The sequence below is a fragment of the Bradyrhizobium sp. CCBAU 51745 genome, from assembly GCF_028128715.1.
Taxonomy (GTDB): domain Bacteria; phylum Pseudomonadota; class Alphaproteobacteria; order Rhizobiales; family Xanthobacteraceae; genus Bradyrhizobium; species Bradyrhizobium manausense.
Genome location: NZ_LBJP01000088.1, coordinates 45,452 through 62,918, shown reverse-complemented (window position 1 = coordinate 62,918; position 17,467 = coordinate 45,452). Strand labels below are relative to the sequence as shown.

General features: G+C 64.4%; 20 protein-coding genes. 11 read left to right on the top strand and 9 right to left on the bottom strand.

Going from position 1 to position 17,467, the window contains the following annotated elements:
* The first annotated feature begins 16 nt into the window (after window positions 1–16).
* Window positions 17–1,102: a peptide chain release factor 1 gene (gene prfA / locus XH98_RS29345; RefSeq protein WP_271620682.1), complete on the top strand. Its 1,086-nt coding sequence runs from the start codon at window positions 17–19 to the stop codon at window positions 1,100–1,102.
* A 15-nt stretch (window positions 1,103–1,117) separates the two neighbouring features.
* On the opposite strand, the gene XH98_RS29340 is transcribed toward prfA, so the two are convergent.
* Window positions 1,118–1,591, bottom strand: a complete 474-nt coding sequence (locus XH98_RS29340) for a MarR family transcriptional regulator (RefSeq protein ID WP_271603367.1) — start codon at window positions 1,589–1,591, stop codon at window positions 1,118–1,120.
* Between the two features lie 208 nt (window positions 1,592–1,799).
* Between XH98_RS29340 and prmC the strand changes: the two genes are divergently transcribed.
* Window positions 1,800–2,684 carry a peptide chain release factor N(5)-glutamine methyltransferase gene (prmC, locus tag XH98_RS29335; protein ID WP_271620681.1) on the top strand — a complete coding sequence of 295 codons (885 nt, stop codon included), beginning with the start codon at window positions 1,800–1,802 and terminating at the stop codon, window positions 2,682–2,684.
* Between the two features lie 461 nt (window positions 2,685–3,145).
* Window positions 3,146–3,925, top strand: coding sequence for a DUF4167 domain-containing protein (locus XH98_RS29330; RefSeq protein ID WP_271620680.1), 780 nt, complete (start codon window positions 3,146–3,148; stop codon window positions 3,923–3,925).
* A 59-nt stretch (window positions 3,926–3,984) separates the two neighbouring features.
* On the opposite strand, the gene XH98_RS29325 is transcribed toward XH98_RS29330, so the two are convergent.
* Window positions 3,985–4,731, bottom strand: coding sequence for a methyltransferase domain-containing protein (locus tag XH98_RS29325; protein WP_057747414.1), 747 nt, complete (start codon window positions 4,729–4,731; stop codon window positions 3,985–3,987).
* Window positions 4,732–4,839: 108 nt separating this feature from the next.
* Here XH98_RS29325 and gloB point away from each other — a divergent pair, with 108 nt between their 5' ends.
* The 3 genes from gloB (at window position 4,840) to XH98_RS29310 (ending at window position 6,824) form a co-directional block, all read left to right on the top strand.
* Complete coding sequence (gene gloB, locus XH98_RS29320) at window positions 4,840–5,607, top strand: hydroxyacylglutathione hydrolase (RefSeq protein WP_220001247.1); 768 nt, start codon at window positions 4,840–4,842, stop codon at window positions 5,605–5,607.
* A gap of 36 nt (window positions 5,608–5,643) precedes the next feature.
* Window positions 5,644–6,066 (top strand): cupin domain-containing protein, encoded by a 423-nt coding sequence (locus XH98_RS29315; protein ID WP_271603364.1) that lies wholly within the window; start codon window positions 5,644–5,646, stop codon window positions 6,064–6,066.
* A gap of 74 nt (window positions 6,067–6,140) precedes the next feature.
* Complete coding sequence (locus tag XH98_RS29310; protein WP_271603363.1) at window positions 6,141–6,824, top strand: flavin reductase family protein; 684 nt, start codon at window positions 6,141–6,143, stop codon at window positions 6,822–6,824.
* Between the two features lie 6 nt (window positions 6,825–6,830).
* On the opposite strand, the gene yddG is transcribed toward XH98_RS29310, so the two are convergent.
* From yddG to XH98_RS29295, 3 genes are all read right to left on the bottom strand, one after another.
* Window positions 6,831–7,700 (bottom strand): aromatic amino acid exporter YddG, encoded by an 870-nt coding sequence (gene yddG / locus XH98_RS29305; RefSeq protein WP_271603362.1) that lies wholly within the window; start codon window positions 7,698–7,700, stop codon window positions 6,831–6,833.
* 101 nt (window positions 7,701–7,801) lie between these two features.
* A complete protein-coding gene (gene phbB / locus XH98_RS29300; RefSeq protein ID WP_271603361.1) occupies window positions 7,802–8,527 on the bottom strand; it encodes an acetoacetyl-CoA reductase in 726 nt (241 codons plus the stop codon).
* Between the two features lie 237 nt (window positions 8,528–8,764).
* Window positions 8,765–9,943, bottom strand: coding sequence for an acetyl-CoA C-acetyltransferase (locus XH98_RS29295; protein WP_057747409.1), 1,179 nt, complete (start codon window positions 9,941–9,943; stop codon window positions 8,765–8,767).
* Window positions 9,944–10,237: 294 nt separating this feature from the next.
* On the opposite strand from XH98_RS29295, the gene phaR reads away from it, so the two are divergent.
* Both phaR and XH98_RS29285 read left to right on the top strand, forming a co-directional pair.
* The gene (gene phaR / locus XH98_RS29290) at window positions 10,238–10,828 is read left to right on the top strand and encodes a polyhydroxyalkanoate synthesis repressor PhaR (protein ID WP_057747408.1); all 591 of its coding nucleotides are present in this window, start codon (window positions 10,238–10,240) and stop codon (window positions 10,826–10,828) included.
* Window positions 10,829–10,934: 106 nt separating this feature from the next.
* Window positions 10,935–11,552 (top strand): class I SAM-dependent methyltransferase, encoded by a 618-nt coding sequence (locus XH98_RS29285; RefSeq protein WP_271620679.1) that lies wholly within the window; start codon window positions 10,935–10,937, stop codon window positions 11,550–11,552.
* Between the two features lie 126 nt (window positions 11,553–11,678).
* Here XH98_RS29285 and XH98_RS29280 read toward each other — a convergent pair whose 3' ends face one another.
* Window positions 11,679–12,566: a branched-chain amino acid aminotransferase gene (locus XH98_RS29280; RefSeq protein WP_271603359.1), complete on the bottom strand. Its 888-nt coding sequence runs from the start codon at window positions 12,564–12,566 to the stop codon at window positions 11,679–11,681.
* A gap of 149 nt (window positions 12,567–12,715) precedes the next feature.
* Between XH98_RS29280 and XH98_RS29275 the strand changes: the two genes are divergently transcribed.
* Window positions 12,716–13,651, top strand: a complete 936-nt coding sequence (locus XH98_RS29275) for an alpha/beta hydrolase (RefSeq protein ID WP_271620678.1) — start codon at window positions 12,716–12,718, stop codon at window positions 13,649–13,651.
* A gap of 9 nt (window positions 13,652–13,660) precedes the next feature.
* Here XH98_RS29275 and XH98_RS29270 read toward each other — a convergent pair whose 3' ends face one another.
* Window positions 13,661–13,906, bottom strand: a complete 246-nt coding sequence (locus XH98_RS29270) for a hypothetical protein (protein WP_057748140.1) — start codon at window positions 13,904–13,906, stop codon at window positions 13,661–13,663.
* A 231-nt stretch (window positions 13,907–14,137) separates the two neighbouring features.
* On the opposite strand from XH98_RS29270, the gene XH98_RS29265 reads away from it, so the two are divergent.
* Window positions 14,138–14,992, top strand: a complete 855-nt coding sequence (locus XH98_RS29265; protein ID WP_271620789.1) for a hypothetical protein — start codon at window positions 14,138–14,140, stop codon at window positions 14,990–14,992.
* A 16-nt stretch (window positions 14,993–15,008) separates the two neighbouring features.
* On the opposite strand, the gene XH98_RS29260 is transcribed toward XH98_RS29265, so the two are convergent.
* Both XH98_RS29260 and XH98_RS29255 read right to left on the bottom strand, forming a co-directional pair.
* Entirely contained in the window at window positions 15,009–15,569 is a 561-nt protein-coding gene (locus XH98_RS29260; RefSeq protein ID WP_271620677.1) for a carboxymuconolactone decarboxylase family protein, read from the bottom strand.
* Between the two features lie 161 nt (window positions 15,570–15,730).
* Window positions 15,731–16,195: an Lrp/AsnC family transcriptional regulator gene (locus XH98_RS29255; protein WP_148755822.1), complete on the bottom strand. Its 465-nt coding sequence runs from the start codon at window positions 16,193–16,195 to the stop codon at window positions 15,731–15,733.
* Window positions 16,196–16,354: 159 nt separating this feature from the next.
* Here XH98_RS29255 and XH98_RS29250 point away from each other — a divergent pair, with 159 nt between their 5' ends.
* Window positions 16,355–17,371, top strand: coding sequence for a 1-aminocyclopropane-1-carboxylate deaminase (locus XH98_RS29250; protein ID WP_271620676.1), 1,017 nt, complete (start codon window positions 16,355–16,357; stop codon window positions 17,369–17,371).
* The last annotated feature ends 96 nt before the right edge of the window (window positions 17,372–17,467 follow it).

Below are 17,467 nucleotides of genomic sequence, written 5' to 3'. Positions count from 1 at the left end.
CATTCGAGACTGAACCATGTCGTCACTCCCCGAAGCCAAACTGGACCTCCTGCTCGCGCATCACGCGTCCCTCGAGGCCGAGTCGCTCGGACAGCTCTCCTCCGAGCGCTACGTCCAGGTCACGCGCGAGCTCGCCGAGATCACCCCGCTGATCGAGGCGGTGAAGACGTATCGCTCTGCCGTCAAGGAGCTCGCCGACACCGAGGCGCTGATCGCCGATCCCGCGACCGATGCCGAGATGCGCAGCATGGCCGAAGCCGAGCGCGACGAGCTCAATCCGAAGATCGAGGAGCTCGTCCAGAAGATCCGCATCGCGCTGCTGCCCAAGGACGCCATGGACGACCGCAACGTCGTGCTGGAAATCCGCGCCGGCACCGGCGGCGACGAGGCCTCGCTGTTCGCCGGCGATCTGTTCCGGATGTACGAGCGCTTCGCCGCCCTGCAGGGCTGGAAGGTCGAGGTGATCTCGGCGAGCGAAGGCACTGTCGGCGGCTACAAGGAAATCATCGCGGAGGTGCAGGGCCGCGGCGCGTTCTCGAAGCTGAAATTCGAATCCGGCGTGCACCGGGTGCAGCGCGTGCCCGACACCGAGACGCAGGGGCGCATCCACACCTCGGCGGCCACCGTCGCGGTGCTGCCCGAGGTCGAGGATGTCGACGTCGACATCAAGAACGAGGATCTGCGCATCGAGACCATGCGCGCGCAAGGCGCCGGCGGCCAGCACGTCAACAAGACGGAATCGGCGATCCGCATCACCCATATTCCGACCGGCATCGTAGTGATGATGCAGGACAGCCGCTCGCAGCACAAGAACCGCGCCTCGGCGATGAACATCCTGCGCTCGCGCATCTACGATGCCGAGCGGCAGCGCGTCGATGCCGCACGTTCGGCCGAGCGTAAGGAGAAGGTCGGCTCCGGCGACCGCTCCGAGCGCATCCGCACCTATAATTTCCCGCAAGGCCGCGTCACCGACCACCGCATCAATCTGACGCTCTACAAGCTGCCGCAGGTGATATCAGGCGAAGCGCTCGGCGAACTCACCGATGCGCTGACCACGGAGCACCAGGCCGCGCAGCTCGCCGCACAGGGCGCAGCGGCCTGACAGGCCGCGGGGCGTTCAGGCCTCGCCGGGCGCTCCGAAGGATTTCAACAGACGGCTCAGCGCCGGGCTCGCGGCGCGGCGGAGCTCCTCGAGGTTCTTGCGCGAGAGCGCCTGGAGCTTCTGCTCGCCTTTTTTCGTCAGCTTGAGATGCACGCGCCTGGCATCCTCCGGATCGGCGAGGCGAGCGACAAGGCCCTGCTTTTCGAGGCGATTGATCAGCTCGACAGCGGAGTGATGCCGGATCAGCAGAAATTTCGCGACGTCGCCGACGGTTGCCGGGCCCGGGCGGACAAAGCCCTTGATGCCGAGCAGCGCCTGATGTTGCGTCGGCGTCAATCCCTGTACGGCGGCGGCCGCCTCGCTGAATGCCAGAAAGCTTCGGATCTGGTAGCGAAACTGCGCCAGTGCTGCGTAATCGGAGTCACGCATCGTGCTGCGCCTCGCCGATGCCACCACCTTCAACCGCCGCGCCCTCTTGGCTTGAGCCATGCCTGCCTCGACCATGCCGCCCGCCGTCGCGGGAGGCTTAGCCTAAAGTAGCAAGCGGCCGTAGCCGGACCAACCGGCCGATGTCACGGATGCACAGCTATCCGATGGGGATGTCCCTCCTGCGCTGCGCGGTGATCAAGCGTGCTCGTTTCCGTTGACGCAAGCAAGGCAGCCGATCTATCCACGATGCCAGGCAGGATGGTTCCCCTTGGCGACAGGCCTTGATCCCGGACAGAGCATCGAGAGCGCGCGACGTGCGCTGTCGGCGCTGCTGCAATCGGCCGGCGTCGAGGAGCCGTCCCTCGATGCGCGCCTGCTTGTTGGCGCTGCACTGGGGCTCGATCTGACCGGCCTGATCACGGAGGCGGCGCGACCGCTCACGCCAGAGGAGGCAGCGCGGCTCGAAGGGTACGCGCAGCGAAGGCTCGCACATGAGCCGGTCGCCCGCATTCTCGGCATCAGGGAATTCTGGGGTCTGCCGTTTCGTTTGTCGGAAGCAACCCTGGTCCCCCGACCCGATACCGAGACGGTGGTCGAGCGTGCACTCGAGCATTTTCGCGAGCTCGGTCGCTCTCATCCGCCTGTTATCGCCGATATCGGCACCGGATCGGGCGCGATCCTGCTTGCGCTGCTGCACGAGATTCCCGAAGCCTTTGGTGTCGGCACCGATCTCAGCCTGACCGCGCTTCATACCGCCAGGGTCAATGCCGCCGCCCTCAGCCTTGCCCACCGCGCCAGCTTCGTCGCCTGCTCGTATGCGGCGGCCCTTCGCGGCCCGTTCGATCTGATCGTGTCCAACCCGCCCTATATTCCCGCAGGGGAGATTCCGAAATTGGGCATCGAGGTCCGCGAGTACGATCCGCACCTGGCGCTTGATGGCGGCAATGACGGATACGATGCCTACCGTGCCCTGATTCCCCAGGCAGCCGGCCTGCTCACCCCCGGCGGGGCGCTGATCGTCGAGGCCGGCCAGGGACAGGCGCCGATGATTGAAACCTTAATGGCAGCTGCCGCGTTATCGATCGACCGGCCCCCCAAGGCTGACCTGGCGGGCATTCCCAGGGCCGTCTCGGCCCGAAAAATGCCCCCATAAAAGCCGGATTGGGCTCGAAAAACCTCTTGGAATATCCCGTGGGAACGACTACGTTCCGGTCAACACATCGGTGCCGGCCCCGTAGACCAACGGGCGAAAGCCGGGCTCTCGGGCGAGAGCTTTACTGATTATAGGTTCCAAGCCGCAGGTCCTGTTGAGCGCGATGGCCAGTAGAGCTGCGCTGTTCTCCGACCGCAACGTGAACGAAAGCCTGATATTGCGCTTGAAGACTTACGCAACAAAGCTGGGCTTGTTTCGGCAGGCGATATGAATGGGTTCGCTGGCAATAGATGCTGGCGGGTGGGGAACGCGTCTTTGTTGAACGCGACGGCCGACGAACATTGGCAAGGTTCAAACCGCCCTTGCGCGCGGTGCGCGCGAGGCCTGTGAACCCTTGTCGTCAGTCGCTCCTAGCAATCAGTAATGCGTGCAACCTCTAGGGCTGGAATTAAAGGCAGGACATGAGAAACGGTCAGAACAAGCAGCGGATGCGCAACCGCAACAACAACAACAATAACAACAACCGACGCGGCCAGAACCCGATGACCCGGGTCTACGAATCGAACGGCCCCGACATCAAGATCCGCGGCACTGCCTCCCACATCGCCGAAAAATATCTTCAGCTGGCGCGCGACGCCCGCTCCTCGGGCGACCCGGTTGCCGCCGAAAACTACTACCAGCATGCCGAGCACTATTTCCGCCTGATCGCGGCGGCCCAGGAGCAGTTCCGCCAGAGCCAGCAACCGCGCGGCGACGAGCCCGTCAGCACCAGCAGCGATGACGGCGAGGACGACGGCGATAATTTCTCGGCCTTCGGCCAGGAGCCGGGTTTCGTTCCGCAGCCGCCGCAGCAACAGCCCTTCATGCGCGACCGCGACGGCCAGCGCGATCACCAGCGTGACTACCAGCAGCGCGACAACCAGCAGCCCTATCAGCGCGATCAGCAACCGCGCGAGCATCGCGAGCGCGACCATCGTTCGCAGCCGCAATATCATCAGCAGCCGCAGCCGCAGAACCAGCCGCAACCTGTCGTCGCCGATGCCGGCAGCGTCGATCGCCTGCCGTCCTTCATCACCGGCGCGCAGCCGCAGACCAACGGGGCGCCCGGCGGCTTCGAAGGTGGCAATGGCGGCGGGGGCGAGCGTTATCCGCGGCGACGCCGCCGGCCGCATGGTGGCCCGCGTCCCGAGCGCGAGGCCGCTCCGGCCGCGACCAGCGACGATCTCGCCCCGGGCGAGTAAGCCACACTTCCGATCGTGATGGATTGCAATCGTCCCGGCCTCGCCGGGACGATTTGTTTTCAGCCCCGCCTCACCGTGGTCGAGGACGGCACCAGCACCGGCTTCGCCAGCGAGGGAATCAGCCTGGCACGTTCGCGCTTGGCGGGGATCGCGCGATAGACCTGCTTGGTCGCTTCGACGATGTGGACGCCGGCGAAGGGCAGCGACAGCGCCGCTCCAGCCCGCTCCCACATCTGCGCTGACTTCAGCACCCAGCGGCCGGCATAAGGCGGCATGAACAGCGCCTCGCCCCAGCCGGTCGGCGTGAACCAGGTCTGGCGCAACAGGTCCGTGATCTGCGAGCGCGAATAGGGACGGCCGTGGCCGAACGGCGTGTTGTCGCTCCGCGTCCAGACGCCGCGCCTGTTCGGAATCACCGCGATGACGCGCCCTGAGGGCGACAGCACCCGCCACACCTCGCGCAGCAGCGCGGCCGGATCGTCCGACATCTCCAGCGCATGGATCAGCAGGATGCGGTCCACCGCAGCGTCGGGAAGCGGCAGCGAGAACTCATCGACCAGCGCGGCCAGCGCGGGCCGCCCGGTCGGCCATTTGAGCACGCCCTGCGCTGCCGGCATGAAGGCGATACAGCGCTCCGCGTCCTCGCGGAACAATCCGAGATAGGGCGTGGGGTAGCCGATGCCGAGCACGCGCTGGCCCTCGGCGCCCGGCCAGCGTTCCCTGATGCCGCGATTGATCATCTGCCGCGCCACGATGCCGAGACGGCGGGAATAGAATTCTCTGAGGTCGACGACGTCGATGGTCATGAGGGCAATGTAACATGCGCTGGGGCGCGGCTGCGCGCCCAATATTGCATTGCCTGCGCAACGTTAACGCCATATTTGTCTGGCGGGGCTGAGCGCGATGGAGATGTCATGGCCGCCGAAATTCGTACTTTCACCTGTTTAAACGACAATTTCGGTTATCTGATCCACGATGTGGAAACCAAGGCAACCGCGTCGATCGACGCCCCCGAAGCCGGCCCCATCATCAAGGCGCTGGAGCGTGAGGGCTGGCAGCTCACTGACATCCTGATCACCCATCATCACGGCGATCATGTCGGCGGGGTCGCCGAGCTCAAGCAGAAATACAATTGCCGCGTCGTCGCGCCGCATGACAAGACGACGAAGATCGCCAATGTCGATCTGCGCGTTGCCAATGCCGACGTGGTCAAGGTCGGCTCGTTGCTGGGGCGCGTGCTGGAAACGCCCGGTCACACGCTCGATCACATCTCCTACGTGTTCGATACCGAGAAGACGCTGTTCGCCGCCGACACGCTGTTCTCGATCGGCTGCGGCCGGGTGTTCGAGGGCAACTATCCGATGATGTGGGACTCGCTCTTGAAGCTGCGGGCGCTCCCCGACGACTTCAAGCTCTATTGCGGCCACGAATACACGGCGTCCAACGTCAAATTCGCACTCACCGTTGAGCCCGACAATGCGGCGCTGCAGGCACGGGCGGCCGAGGTTGCGAAGCTGCGGGCGGAGAACAAGCCGACGATTCCCTCGCTGCTTGGAGATGAGAAGCGAGCAAACGTGTTCCTGCGCGCTGATGAACCGGCGGTCGCAGCCAGGCTTCACATGAAGGGCGCGGATGCCGCCGCAGTGTTCGGCGAGTTGCGCGAGCGCAAGAACAAGTCCTGACGCAAAGTCTTGAACAATAAATCCTGCCGGGGATCGATGCCGACCGCAGCCGAGATCATCGCGCGCCTCGAACTCCGCCCGCATCCCGAGGGCGGCCATTACCGCGAGACCTTTCGCGACCAGGCCACCGACGCGAACGGCCGGTCACGCTCGACGCTGATCTACTTCCTACTGGCGCGCGGCGAGCGCTCGCACTGGCATCGGATCGATGCGGTCGAGACCTGGCACTATTATGCCGGCAGCCCCTTGATGCTGCGCATCGCCCATGAGGGCTGCTCCCAGCACGAGGTGCGGCTCGGCACCGATCTCGTCAGCGGCGAGCGGCCGCAGGCCATCGTGCCGGTGCACGCCTGGCAAATGGCGGAGACCACTGGCGAGTGGACGCTGGTCGGCTGCACCGTGGCGCCGGCGTTCGAGTTCGCAAAGTTCGAGCTCGCGCCGAAAGGCTGGGAGCCGTAGCCGCAATCTGAAATCGGGTGGGTTCGATCCGCGGCACGTCTTAGGACAGCGCTTCCAGTCAACAGGAGCGCACGATGCACGGAACACTCGGCTCAGCCGCCGTCCAGATCGACCCGGCCATTTTGTATTTCGGAACGCCGGTCGTCCTGATCGGATCGACCAACGACGACGGCACTCACAATCTCGCACCGATGTCCTCGGCGTGGTGGGTCGGATGGCGCTGCATGCTCGGGCTCGCGCGCAACTCAAAAACAACCGAGAATATGATTCGTACCGGCGAATGCGTGCTCAATCTGCCGTCGGCAGATCTTGTCACCGCCGTCGACCGCCTCGCCCGCACCACGGGCTCGAATCCCGTGCCGCCTGGCAAACTCTATCGCGGCTACCGGCACGTGAAGGACAAGTTCAGCCTTAGCGGCCTGACGGCGTTGCCGGGCGAAACCGTCAGCGCGCCGCGTGCGGCCCAATGCCCGGTGCAGATGGAGGCGAAGGTCGCCTACGTGCATGAAATGGCGCAGGATGATGCGGTCTGGCGCGGCAATCTCGCCGCGATCGAGCTCCGCGTCACCCGTGTCCATGCGCATCCCGATATCATGATGGACGGCGCGAGCAATCGCATCGACCCGGACAAATGGCGGCCGCTGATTCTCAGCTTCCAGGAATTCTACGGCCTGACGCCGCAACGCTTGCAGCGCTCCGAGCTCGGACAGATTCCGGAAACGATGTATCGGCCGCCTGGCTGGCAGCCGGCGCCTTGACGCGCCTCATCGCTTCCGCAGCACCATGTCCTTCGCCGCGATCAGGCCGCCGCCGGCGATCAAGATCGCGGCAATGGCGATGTTGGCGCTGGCTTTGGCAAAGCCGGCGGCGATGAGGAAGCCGGTCGAGAGCAGCGGCGTCGCATAGGAGGCGGCGCCCAGCACGCGGATGTCACCGCGCTTCATGCCGACGTCCCAGGCGTAGAAGGCAGCACCGACCGGGCCGATGCCGAGCCCGATCACGGCGAGCCATTGCAAAATGGTCTCCGGCCATACCGTGGTCTCGAGCAGACCATGCATCAGCGCGGCGAGCGCTGACGTGGCGAGACAGAAGCCGGCGACTGCATCGGTCGGCACGGCCTTCAATCGCCGCGACAGCACCGAATACGTCGCCCAGACGAAGGCGGCGATGAAGGCCGCGATCAATCCCGGCACCGCACCCGGCGCGAAGCCTGACGTATTGCCGGCAAACAGCAGCACCGTGCCGACGAGGCCGAGCACCGCACCGACGATGTGATGCACGGCGAGCCGCTCGCCCGGCAGGAAGGACGAGAACAGCACGATCAGCAGCGGCCACATGTAATTGAGAAGGCCCGCCTCGGCGGGCGGGGCAAAGCGCAGCGCGAGGAAATACAGTGCGTGATAGCCGAACAGGCCGCCGACGCCGACGACCCACACCACCAGCGGCTGCCGCAGGCTCTTTGCAGCATCACCGCGGCCGATCCAGGTGAGGAGCCCAACGAGGCCGCCGATCGCGAACGTCATGGCGGCGAGCTGAAAGGCCGGAATCTTGCCGGTTGCCACCGTCATCACTGACAGCAGCGACCACATCAGAATCGCGGTCAATCCGATCAGTGTGGCAGTACGCGGGGTCATCGATCAAAGGCTCTGAGGACGCTTATGCCCGGCGCGAGGCCGGGCATTTGCGTCTTCACTATCGCCTTGTCGCGGCTGGCGCTACAGGCTTGATGTTCCTATCAGGCCTGATACTGGCCGCCATTGATGGACAGCGTCGAGCCGGTGATGAAGCCGGCTTCGTCGGCCGCGAGGAACACGACCGCGCGGGCGATCTCCTCCGGTTCGCCGAGCCGGTTGACCGGAATCTGCGGAATCACGTTCTTCTCCAGGACGTCCTTCGGCACGGCCTGCACCATCTCGGTGTTGATGTAGCCGGGGCAGATCGCATTCACGGTGATGCCGCCCTTGGCGTTCTCGAGCGCGAGCGCCTTGGTGAAGCCGATGTCGCCGGCCTTCGCCGCGGAATAGTTGACCTGGCCGAACTGGCCCTTCTGGCCGTTGATCGACGAGATCGAGATGATGCGGCCGAACTTGCGCGAACGCATGCCCTCGATCACCTGCCGCGTCATGTTGAACAGCGAGCCGAGATTGGTGTTGATGACGGCGTTCCACTGCTCGAGCGTCATCTTGTGGAAGGCGGTGTCGCGCGTGATGCCGGCATTGTTGACGAGCACCTCGACCGGCCCGAGATCGGCCTCGACCTTCTTTACGCCCTCGGCGCAGGCATCGAAGCTGCTGACGTCCCATTTGTAGACGGCAATACCTGTCTCGGACTTGAACTTCTCCGCCGCCGCGTCGTTGCCGGCGTAGCTCGCCGCGACCTTGTAGCCGGCCGCCTTCAGCGCCTTGCTGATCGCAGCTCCAATGCCCCGCGTACCACCCGTCACCAATGCAACTCTTGCCATATCGTATTCCTTCCCTTGGACTCTTCGGACGTTTCTGAGCGATCGTTTTTAGCGATGGATTATGCGGTTGGTTTGACGGACATCAAGAACAAAACGCCCGGCGTTGAGCCGGGCGTTTGTATTTAGTCGAGGCTGGCGCGGTTGCGAAGAATATTTGATTTGCAACCGCCGCCTTTTTAATCGCGTGCATCGCACTCTGCCTGCGTGTGCAGCGCACCCGTCAGTCAAGTGTCAGTTTCAGTCTCGCGCGAGACACATTGCGATGCCCATGCCACCGCCGATGCACAGCGTGGCGAGGCCCTTCTTGGAATCGCGCTTCTGCATCTCGTGCAGGAGCGTCACCAGCACGCGCGCGCCGGAAGCGCCGATCGGGTGACCGATCGCGATCGCGCCGCCATTGACGTTGACCTTGGAGGTATCCCAGCCGAGGTCCTTGTTGACGGCGCAGGCTTGCGCCGCGAACGCCTCGTTGGCCTCGATCAGGTCGAGATCGCCGACGCTCCAGCCGGCCTTTTTCAACGCAAGGCGTGAGGCCGGGATCGGGCCGGTGCCCATGATCTTCGGATCGACGCCGGCGTGCGCCCAGGACACGATGCGCGCGAGCGGCTTCTTGCCTTCCTTGGCCGCCTGCTTTGCGGTCATCAGCACCACGGCAGCGGCGCCGTCATTGATGCCGGATGCGTTGCCGGCCGTCACCGTGCCGTCCTTCTCGAAGGCCGGGCGCAGCTTGCCCATCGCATCGAGGGTTGCGCCGTGGCGTGGATATTCGTCGTCGCTGACGACCACGTCACCCTTGCGCGTCTTGATGGTGACCGGAACGATCTCGTCCTTGAACTTACCGGCCTTCTGCGCGGCCTCGGCCTTGTTCTGCGAAGCGACTGCGAACTCGTCCTGCTGGGCGCGGGTGATCTGGAATTGCTTGGCCACGTTCTCGGCGGTGTTGCCCATGTGGTAGCCGTTGAAGGCATCCCACAGGCCGTCCTTGATCATGGTGTCGACGAATTCGAGCGCTCCCATCTTGACGCCGCCGCGCAGGTGCTGGGCGTGCTGGGCCATGCTCATGGATTCCTGGCCGCCGGCGACCACGATGTCGGAATCGCCGTTCACCAGCGCCTGATAGCCGAGCGCCACGGAGCGCAGGCCTGAGCCGCAGAGCTGGTTGACGCCCCAGGCCGGGCTGTCGACCGGGATACCGGCCGCGATCGAGGCCTGCCGGGCGGGGTTCTGGCCCTGACCCGCGGTCAGGATCTGGCCCATGATGACTTCCGAGACCCGGCCGGGCTCGATGCCACCTCGCTCCAGCGCCGCCTTGATGGCGACGGCGCCGAGGTCGTGTGCGGGAAGGGTCGCGAAGGCTCCGTTGAAGCTTCCGACCGGGGTGCGGGCGGCGCTGACGATGACGACATCGTCTGACATGGGCATCTCCTGGGGCTTGAGGTTCTGTGTCGAGGGGGCGGGCGGGCGCAGGAAAAGGCCCGTCAGTCTCGTCCGGCATCCTGTTAACGTCGTTGAGGCATGTCAATGCCGCACCGCATTCAAAATAGCGCTCCTGGTGCTTTCGCAAGCAAGTTTTTGCTGCGCAATTAACCGTGCCGCACAAAACGGTGGCGTGCCCCCGTTGAAAATGCTTACTTTGTTGCGTTGCGTACTCGTCCCGCCCTGCGGCATGGCCGCAAGGTTCCCGTTCTCCGCGCTTGCAAGTGAGAGCCCATGGCGAAATCAGACCAACCCACCACGATCAAGAAATACGCGAACCGCCGGCTCTATAACACCGGAACGAGCACCTATGTGACGCTCGAGGATCTCGCCGCCATGGTCAAGGATGGCGAAGATTTCCTAGTCTACGACGCCAAGACCGGCGACGACATCACCCGCTCCGTGCTCGCCCAGATCATCTTCGAGCAGGAGAACAAGGCCGGCCAGAACCTCTTGCCGACCACCTTCCTGCGTCAGCTGATCCGCTTCTATGGCGACAGCATGCAGATGGTGGTGCCGAAATATCTGGAGCAGTCGATCGCGACGCTGACCCAGGAGCAGGAGAAGTTCCGCAAGCAGATCGCCAACACGCTATCAGGCACGCCCTTCGCGCCGCTGGAAGAGCAGGTCCGCCGCAACATGGAGCTGTTCCAGCAGACCTTCTCGATGTTCAAGCCGTTTGCGACGCCTGCGCGATCGGCCACTCCGGAACCGGAGCCCGACGCGAATGCCGAGCCCGCCAAGGACACCAACATCGACGACCTGCGCCAGCAGATGAAGGACATGCAGGAACGCCTCGAGCGGATGTCGAAGAAGGACGAGTAGTCTCTCGTTCGCACTGGCGCGTCCGCGAGCCGCGGGCGCGCGTACTGCAAATTAATAGCGGCATCGCCAGCAGCGCGCCGCCATGCCGGCCAAGGCCGGAGCCACCATGTCCGATCGCACCACACATTGGCAGAATGTCTACGCCACCAAGGGTGAGACCGAGGTCAGCTGGTTTCAGGACAGCCCGGCGATCTCGCTCGAGATGATCCGCGCGGCCAGTCTCGGTCAAAACGCTGCCATCATCGACGTCGGCGGCGGCGCGTCGCGGTTGGTCGATGCGCTGCTGCAAGACGGATATCGCGACATCGCGGTGCTGGATCTCTCCGCAAATGCGCTCGACGCGGCGAAGAAGCGAATCGGTGCGGCCGCCTCGGCGGTCGACTGGATCGTGGCTGATGTCACGATGTGGCGGCCGGCGAGGACCTGGGATGTCTGGCACGATCGCGCCGCGTTTCACTTCCTGACCGATCCGGCCGACCGCGCTGCCTATGTCGAGCGCCTGCGATCGGCGGTTGCGGCAGGCGGACAGGTGATCATCGCGACGTTCGCGCCTGACGGCCCGGAGAAATGCAGCGGCCTGCCGGTGCAGCGGCATGACAGCGCCAGCCTTTCAAGCGAGCTCGGGCCCGCGTTCGAGCTGGTCGAGACGCGCAGCGAGATGCATCCGACGCCGTGGCATTCGACCCAGGCGTTTCAGTTCAGCCGGTTCAAAAGAAGCCGTTAGACACAGGTGTCATGCCCCGGCTTGACCGGGGCATCCAGTACGCCGCAGCCCATCGAGGAATCATTGGCGCCTCTGGAATACTGGATCGCCCGATCAAGTCGGGCGATGACAGCGGAGCAAGTCGCGCTACGCCGCCAGCTTCACCGCATGGGCAAAGTCCCAATACAGCTTGCGCGCCTTGGTGTAGAACGGACCCGGCTGCAGCTCCCGCTCGTCGATGCGAATCACGGGTGCGACCTTGGCAAAGTTGCCGGTCGAGAAAATCTCGTCGGCGGCGAGAAAGTCCTGATAGCGTAGCGTCGTCTCGACCACGGTGGCGCCGTCGGCACGGAGCAGGCTGATCACGCGCTGGCGCGTGATTCCGTTGAGGAAGGTGCCGTTCGGTGCCGGCGTGAAGACGACACCGTCCTTGGCCATGAACACGTTGGAATTGCCGAACTCGGCAACGTTGCCGAGCAGGTCGAGCATCAGCGCGTTCTGGAAGCCGCGCGAGGCGGCTTCGGCAAGGGCACGCGAATTGTTCGGATAGAGGCAGGCCGCTTTCGCATCGACCGGCGCGCATTCGGCGGTGGGCCTGCGGAACGGCGACAGCGTGATCGCGCTGCCTGTCGGTTTCGGCATCGGCGCCTCGTAGATGCACAGGCACCAATTGGTGGTCTCGGGGTCGAACAGCACGCCGCCCCCGACGCCATTCTGCGCCCAATACATCGGACGGATATACAGCTCGGCATTCGGCGCGAACCGCGCGATGCCGTCATTGGCGAGCGCCAGCCAGGTGTCGGCATCGACCACCGGCTTGAGGCCGAAATTGATCGCGGATTGATTGGCGCGGGCGATGTGACGATCGAGATCGGGCGCAACGCCCTCGAACGCGCGCGCCCCGTCGAACACCACCGAGCCGAGCCAGGCGCCATGGGTACGCGGCCCCATGATCGGCACATTGCCGTCGTGCCATTTGCCTTCGAAGAAGGTCCAGCTCGGCGAATAGTCGATCGGCTTCTTGATCTCGGCCATGACAGGCCTCCCTCGAAAAATATCCGGGCACTCTTGTCCCAATTTCTAAACGATTTGCTGCGGCGAAGCATCAACTCTTGCCCCGGACGGAGGTTGAGACAACATCGCCACCAAACCGGCTATAATACCTGGATGTCACGGAGTTTCCCATGCCACTCGATCCACTCGCCAAGCGCCTGCTGACCATGATGGCCGCAGCTGCGCCGCAGGCGCGGAGCCGGCCGAGCGTCGAAGCGCGGCGGCAATCGCTGGCCAAGCTGATGCAATTTGCGCGCGCCGAGGCGCCTGATGTGACCGCCTCCGACGGCGTGCTGCCCGGCCCCGGCGGAGAGCTGCCCTATCGACTCTATTCGCCGGCGTCTGCCGGCTCCCGCGCGCCGGGCTTCGTTTTCTTTCATGGCGGCGGGCTCGTCGCCGGCAGCATCGCGACGCATGACCGGATCGCGGCGGCGCTGGCGCATGCGACCGGCTGCCGTCTCGTGTCGGTCGACTACCGTCTCGCGCCCGAGCACAAATATCCCGCTGCCGTTGACGACGCGGTCGCGGCCACCGAATGGGTTGCGCGCGAGGCTGAAACACTCGGCATCGATGCCGAACGGCTGGTTGTCGGCGGCGATTCTGCCGGTGCCACGCTCGCAGCGATCGTCTGCCAGGAGGCGGCGCAGAGCGCCGGCCTGTCAATCGCCGCACAATGCCTGATCTGCCCGGTGCTGGATTTCGAGGAGGTATCACCTTCGCGCGAGGCCTTCGCGGAGGGACACCTGATCGACCGCGCCACCATCGAGGCTGACCTGTCCGACTATCTGCCCGAGGGCCTGGATGCCGCCGATCCCCGTATCTCGCCGCTGCGCGCGACGCGGCTCGCGGGCCTGCCGACTGCAATCATCCACACCGCTGAATTCGACCCGATGCGCGACGAGGGCAATGCCTATGCGCGCAAGCTGCTCGCCGCCGGCGTCGCGGTCGAGCACGTCTGTCATGACGGCATGGTCCACAATTTCCACGCCATGGGCGCGATTCTACCGCAGGCGCAGCTGGTGCTGTCGCAGATCGGCGAGCAGGTGCGGCGTGCGGTGGTGAAATAAGCGCTCCAATCACGCGCGTGCGTCGAGCACGGCCCGCGCCGCAGCGACATACTCCGGCCAATGCGCATCCGCATAGCGCTCGGCCTGCTCGACGCAGGTGACGTCGGACGCATGGGCTGCGGCAATCATGCGCGCGAAGCGCTCCTCGGCAACGGTAGCGTTACCAGCAGCCGGCACCGGCGCAGCGGCGACCGCCGTCGGAGCCATGGCAAGCCCGGCCAGGCCAGTGAGCAGGATGCGGCGTGACGGATTCATGGCTGGCGTCCTTCAATTGCCCTGTCGGCAGTCTGGCGGGCGAGTGTGTCGGTGCGATCACGGCAGGGTAACCGCGTACATCCGCATCGTCCATGGCCCACGGATAGACCTTGACCCCACGAACGATCACGTTCCATCTAGCGAGCAATTCCGTCACCAGAGTGCCACGCGCCGGATTGTCACGTGTCTCATCGCAACCGAATTGATCGTCTGGCCTGGCGCACGATCGCGATGGGACTGCTTTGTCTGACGGCCTCGTCAGGCGCCGCCTGCGCCGCTGATGAGGAGGACACGCCGGCAAAGCCTGCCGTCCCGAATATCTATCTCGATCTCCGTACCACTTATGCGACGATCCCGGCGGGGACGTTCGGGCTCGGCTTCGGCAACAGCTCGCTCTCGGCCGCATTCGAGGCGCTGGCGGCGCAGCGCGGCGTGACCTTGCCGAGCGGCTTGCCGGCCGCAAGATCGATCGCCGTCGACCTGCCGCTGACCGTGGATGTCAGCGATCGCGTGTCGCTCTATGGCGGTGTATCAGGCTCGTCGGCGGATATCGGTGGCGGCTGGTCGTCCTTCGACATCACCAGCTGGAATATCGGCGTGCAGGCCGATCTCCATCAGCAGAACGGCGGCAAGATCCCGACCATCACACTGCAATCCACCCTGACGCAGTCGGTGCCGAACGAACAGGGCATGACGAATTCGTTCAACCACGTGCTGGAATTCGACTACGCACTGGACGAGGACGAGACGCGGGGCTGGCTTGCCGGCGTGCAATACACCCACACCGATATCGCCAGCCAGCTCGCCCGGATCAAGCCGAACACGATCCTTTATGCCGGCGGCTATTACCAATGGCCGAGCAACTGGAAATTCACCGGACGCCTCGGCGTGCAGTCGTTTGGCGGCGCGCAGCTTGCGCGCCGGACACTGGCGGAGCCCTTCACGCAGCCGATCCTGCGGCTCGACCTCGACCGCATGGACGACAATGACAACCGTCTGTTCGGCATCACCGCGCAGATCGCGTGGATGCCGAAGCCGTCCTATCAGCTGACGCTGCGCACGCCCCTTTACGCCGTGCGCAATTAGCCTCTATGACTCCGGATTATTCCGGCACCGGCACGTCGAACGTGTTCAGCGTGACCGAAACCATGCAATAGACCCCGACGAGGTAGGAGAGCTCGGCGGCGCCGTGCTCGCCGAACTCCTTCACGGCGGCGCGCCAGGTCAGCTCCGGCAGAACGCCGCCGCTGACCAGCGCGGACGCCATGTCGTAGGCGACGGCTTCCTGCTTGGTAAGATCGACCGGCCGTTGCCCGGCGACGATGGTCGCGAGCTTTTCGTCGGAGAGACCGCGCTGTTCGGCGACCAGCACATGGGCGTAGAGCTCGTAGCCGGAGCGGAAATGCGAGCCGGTGACAAGGATCGCGACCTCACGCACCGGCGCGGGCAGCAGCGGGTTCGACGCGATCGCCTTGACCAGCTCCCACACCGGCTTGCCGAAGCGCGGCTCGCGGATCCAGGGATTCCAGGGACCGAGCAGCGCGCCGTCCTCGCGCATGTTCACGAAGCCCTTGAAGTGGTCCTTGATGCCCGCTTGCATGTCGGCATAGAGCGGCTTCTGCTCGTCGCTCAGCTCTTTCGGATCGAGAATGGGAAGGCGCACGGCCGGATCTCCTCGTTGAGAAGCGGCGACCGTCGCCCGCGTGCGCTCACATGGCAAGTGAAGTTGCCGTGACGACCGTGCGATTTTGCAAGCGGTGTGGAGCGTCTCGGTGCTCCGCGCCCGGCTCAGAGCAGGAGTCGTCCGTGATCGTTCGACACCGCTCAGAACTCCAGCGGCGCGTTGTCGACGACTTCTTTCATCACGAAGAAGGTGCGGGTCTGGCGGACGCCCGGCAGCGCGATCAGCTGCTCGCCATGGATGCGGTTGAAATCCTCCATGTCGCCGACGCGGATCTTGAGGAAGTAGTCGAAATCGCCGGCGACGAGGTGGCAGTCGAGCACGAATTTCAGCCTGGCAATCGCCTGCTCGAACGTCGCAAAGCTCTCCGGGGTCGAGCGGTCGAGCACCACGCCGACCATCACCAGCGTGCCCTTGGCCACCTTCTTCGGCGCCACCATGGCGCGAACCGCGGCGATAAAGCCGTCCTCGAACAGGCGCTGGGTGCGGCGATGGCAGGTGGCGGGGCTGATCGCGACAGTTTCGGCCAGCTCGGCGTTGCTGAGCCTGCCGTTATTCTGCAGCAATCTCAACATCTTGAGGTCGATACGATCGAGTCGTGCGGACATGAAAGGAACTTCCGGACTAGGGGATATTCTCGGAAGGAATCTTAGCTTTCAGCGCATCTTTGGCAAGATTACGCGCAATATTGGTGCAATATTCGAAAGCACCTTTTTCCGGCGAATTGCTAGTCACATCCCAGCCATAACGCCATCAGGGATGATCCCATGAATCTGGACAAATTCGCGCGCTATCCGCTCACCTTCGGCCCGACCCCCATCGAGAAGCTCGAGCGGCTGTCGAAACATCTCGGCGGCAAGGTCGAGATCTACGCCAAGCGCGAGGACTGCAATTCGGGCCTTGCCTATGGCGGCAACAAGCTGCGCAAGCTCGAATACATCATTCCCGATGCGATCGCCTCCAATGCCGACACGCTGGTCTCGATCGGCGGCGTGCAGTCCAACCACACCCGCATGATCGCGGCCGTCGCGGCCAAGATCGGCATGAAGTGCCGGCTGGTGCAGGAAGCCTGGGTCCCCCACGAGGACGCCGTCTATGACCGCGTCGGCAACATCATGCTCTCGCGCATCATGGGCGCGGACGTGCGCCTGGTCGACGACGGCTTCGACATCGGCATCCGCAAGAGCTGGGAGCAGGCGGTCGAGGACGTGAAGGCCGCCGGCGGCAAGCCCTACGCCATTCCGGCCGGCGCCTCCGTGCACAAATTCGGCGGGCTCGGCTATGTCGGCTTCGCCGAAGAGGTGCGCAAGCAGGAGAAAGAGCTCGGCTTCAAGTTCGACTACATCATCGTCTGCACCGTCACCGGTTCCACCCATGCCGGCATGCTGGTCGGCTTCGCCGCCGACGGCCGCGCGCGAAAGGTGATCGGCATCGATGGATCGTTCACCCCGGCGCAAACCAAGGCGCAGGTACTCTCGATCGCGCAGAACACTGCAAAACTCGTCGAGCTCGGCAAGGACATTGTTGCAGACGACGTCGTTCTGATCGAGGACTACGCCTATCCCGCCTATGGCGTGCCGTCGGAAGAAACCAAGGAGGCGATCCGCCTCACCGCACGGTTAGAAGCGATGATCACCGACCCTGTCTATGAAGGCAAGTCGATGCAGGGCCTGATCGACCTGACCAAGAAGGGCTATTTCGAGAAGGGCGCGAAGGTGCTCTATGCCCATCTCGGCGGCGCGCCTGCGTTGAACGGCTACGGATACGCGTTCCGGAACGGGTGAGAGGCTCTACTCGCGCATCCTCACCAACGTCGTCCTGGCGAAAGCCAGGACCCATTACCCCGCCGTCAATTGTTGAAGCGCGCTGGGGCAACCAGC

Coding starts and splice junctions, on each gene's coding strand:
- XH98_RS29340 (WP_271603367.1), bottom strand. CDS start 1,591: ATGGCTCAAGCCAAGAGGGCGCGGCGGTTGAAGGTGGTGGCATCGGCG.
- prfA (WP_271620682.1), top strand. CDS start 17: ATGTCGTCACTCCCCGAAGCCAAACTGGACCTCCTGCTCGCGCATCAC.
- XH98_RS29295 (WP_057747409.1), bottom strand. CDS start 9,943: ATGTCAGACGATGTCGTCATCGTCAGCGCCGCCCGCACCCCGGTCGGA.
- XH98_RS29250 (WP_271620676.1), top strand. CDS start 16,355: ATGAATCTGGACAAATTCGCGCGCTATCCGCTCACCTTCGGCCCGACC.
- gloB (WP_220001247.1), top strand. CDS start 4,840: ATGGCCGCCGAAATTCGTACTTTCACCTGTTTAAACGACAATTTCGGT.
- XH98_RS29270 (WP_057748140.1), bottom strand. CDS start 13,906: ATGAATCCGTCACGCCGCATCCTGCTCACTGGCCTGGCCGGGCTTGCC.
- XH98_RS29325 (WP_057747414.1), bottom strand. CDS start 4,731: ATGACCATCGACGTCGTCGACCTCAGAGAATTCTATTCCCGCCGTCTC.
- yddG (WP_271603362.1), bottom strand. CDS start 7,700: ATGACCCCGCGTACTGCCACACTGATCGGATTGACCGCGATTCTGATG.
- XH98_RS29265 (WP_271620789.1), top strand. CDS start 14,138: ATGGGACTGCTTTGTCTGACGGCCTCGTCAGGCGCCGCCTGCGCCGCT.
- phbB (WP_271603361.1), bottom strand. CDS start 8,527: ATGGCAAGAGTTGCATTGGTGACGGGTGGTACGCGGGGCATTGGAGCT.
- XH98_RS29315 (WP_271603364.1), top strand. CDS start 5,644: ATGCCGACCGCAGCCGAGATCATCGCGCGCCTCGAACTCCGCCCGCAT.
- phaR (WP_057747408.1), top strand. CDS start 10,238: ATGGCGAAATCAGACCAACCCACCACGATCAAGAAATACGCGAACCGC.
- XH98_RS29330 (WP_271620680.1), top strand. CDS start 3,146: ATGAGAAACGGTCAGAACAAGCAGCGGATGCGCAACCGCAACAACAAC.
- XH98_RS29255 (WP_148755822.1), bottom strand. CDS start 16,195: ATGTCCGCACGACTCGATCGTATCGACCTCAAGATGTTGAGATTGCTG.
- XH98_RS29285 (WP_271620679.1), top strand. CDS start 10,935: ATGTCCGATCGCACCACACATTGGCAGAATGTCTACGCCACCAAGGGT.
- XH98_RS29310 (WP_271603363.1), top strand. CDS start 6,141: ATGCACGGAACACTCGGCTCAGCCGCCGTCCAGATCGACCCGGCCATT.
- XH98_RS29275 (WP_271620678.1), top strand. CDS start 12,716: ATGCCACTCGATCCACTCGCCAAGCGCCTGCTGACCATGATGGCCGCA.
- XH98_RS29280 (WP_271603359.1), bottom strand. CDS start 12,566: ATGGCCGAGATCAAGAAGCCGATCGACTATTCGCCGAGCTGGACCTTC.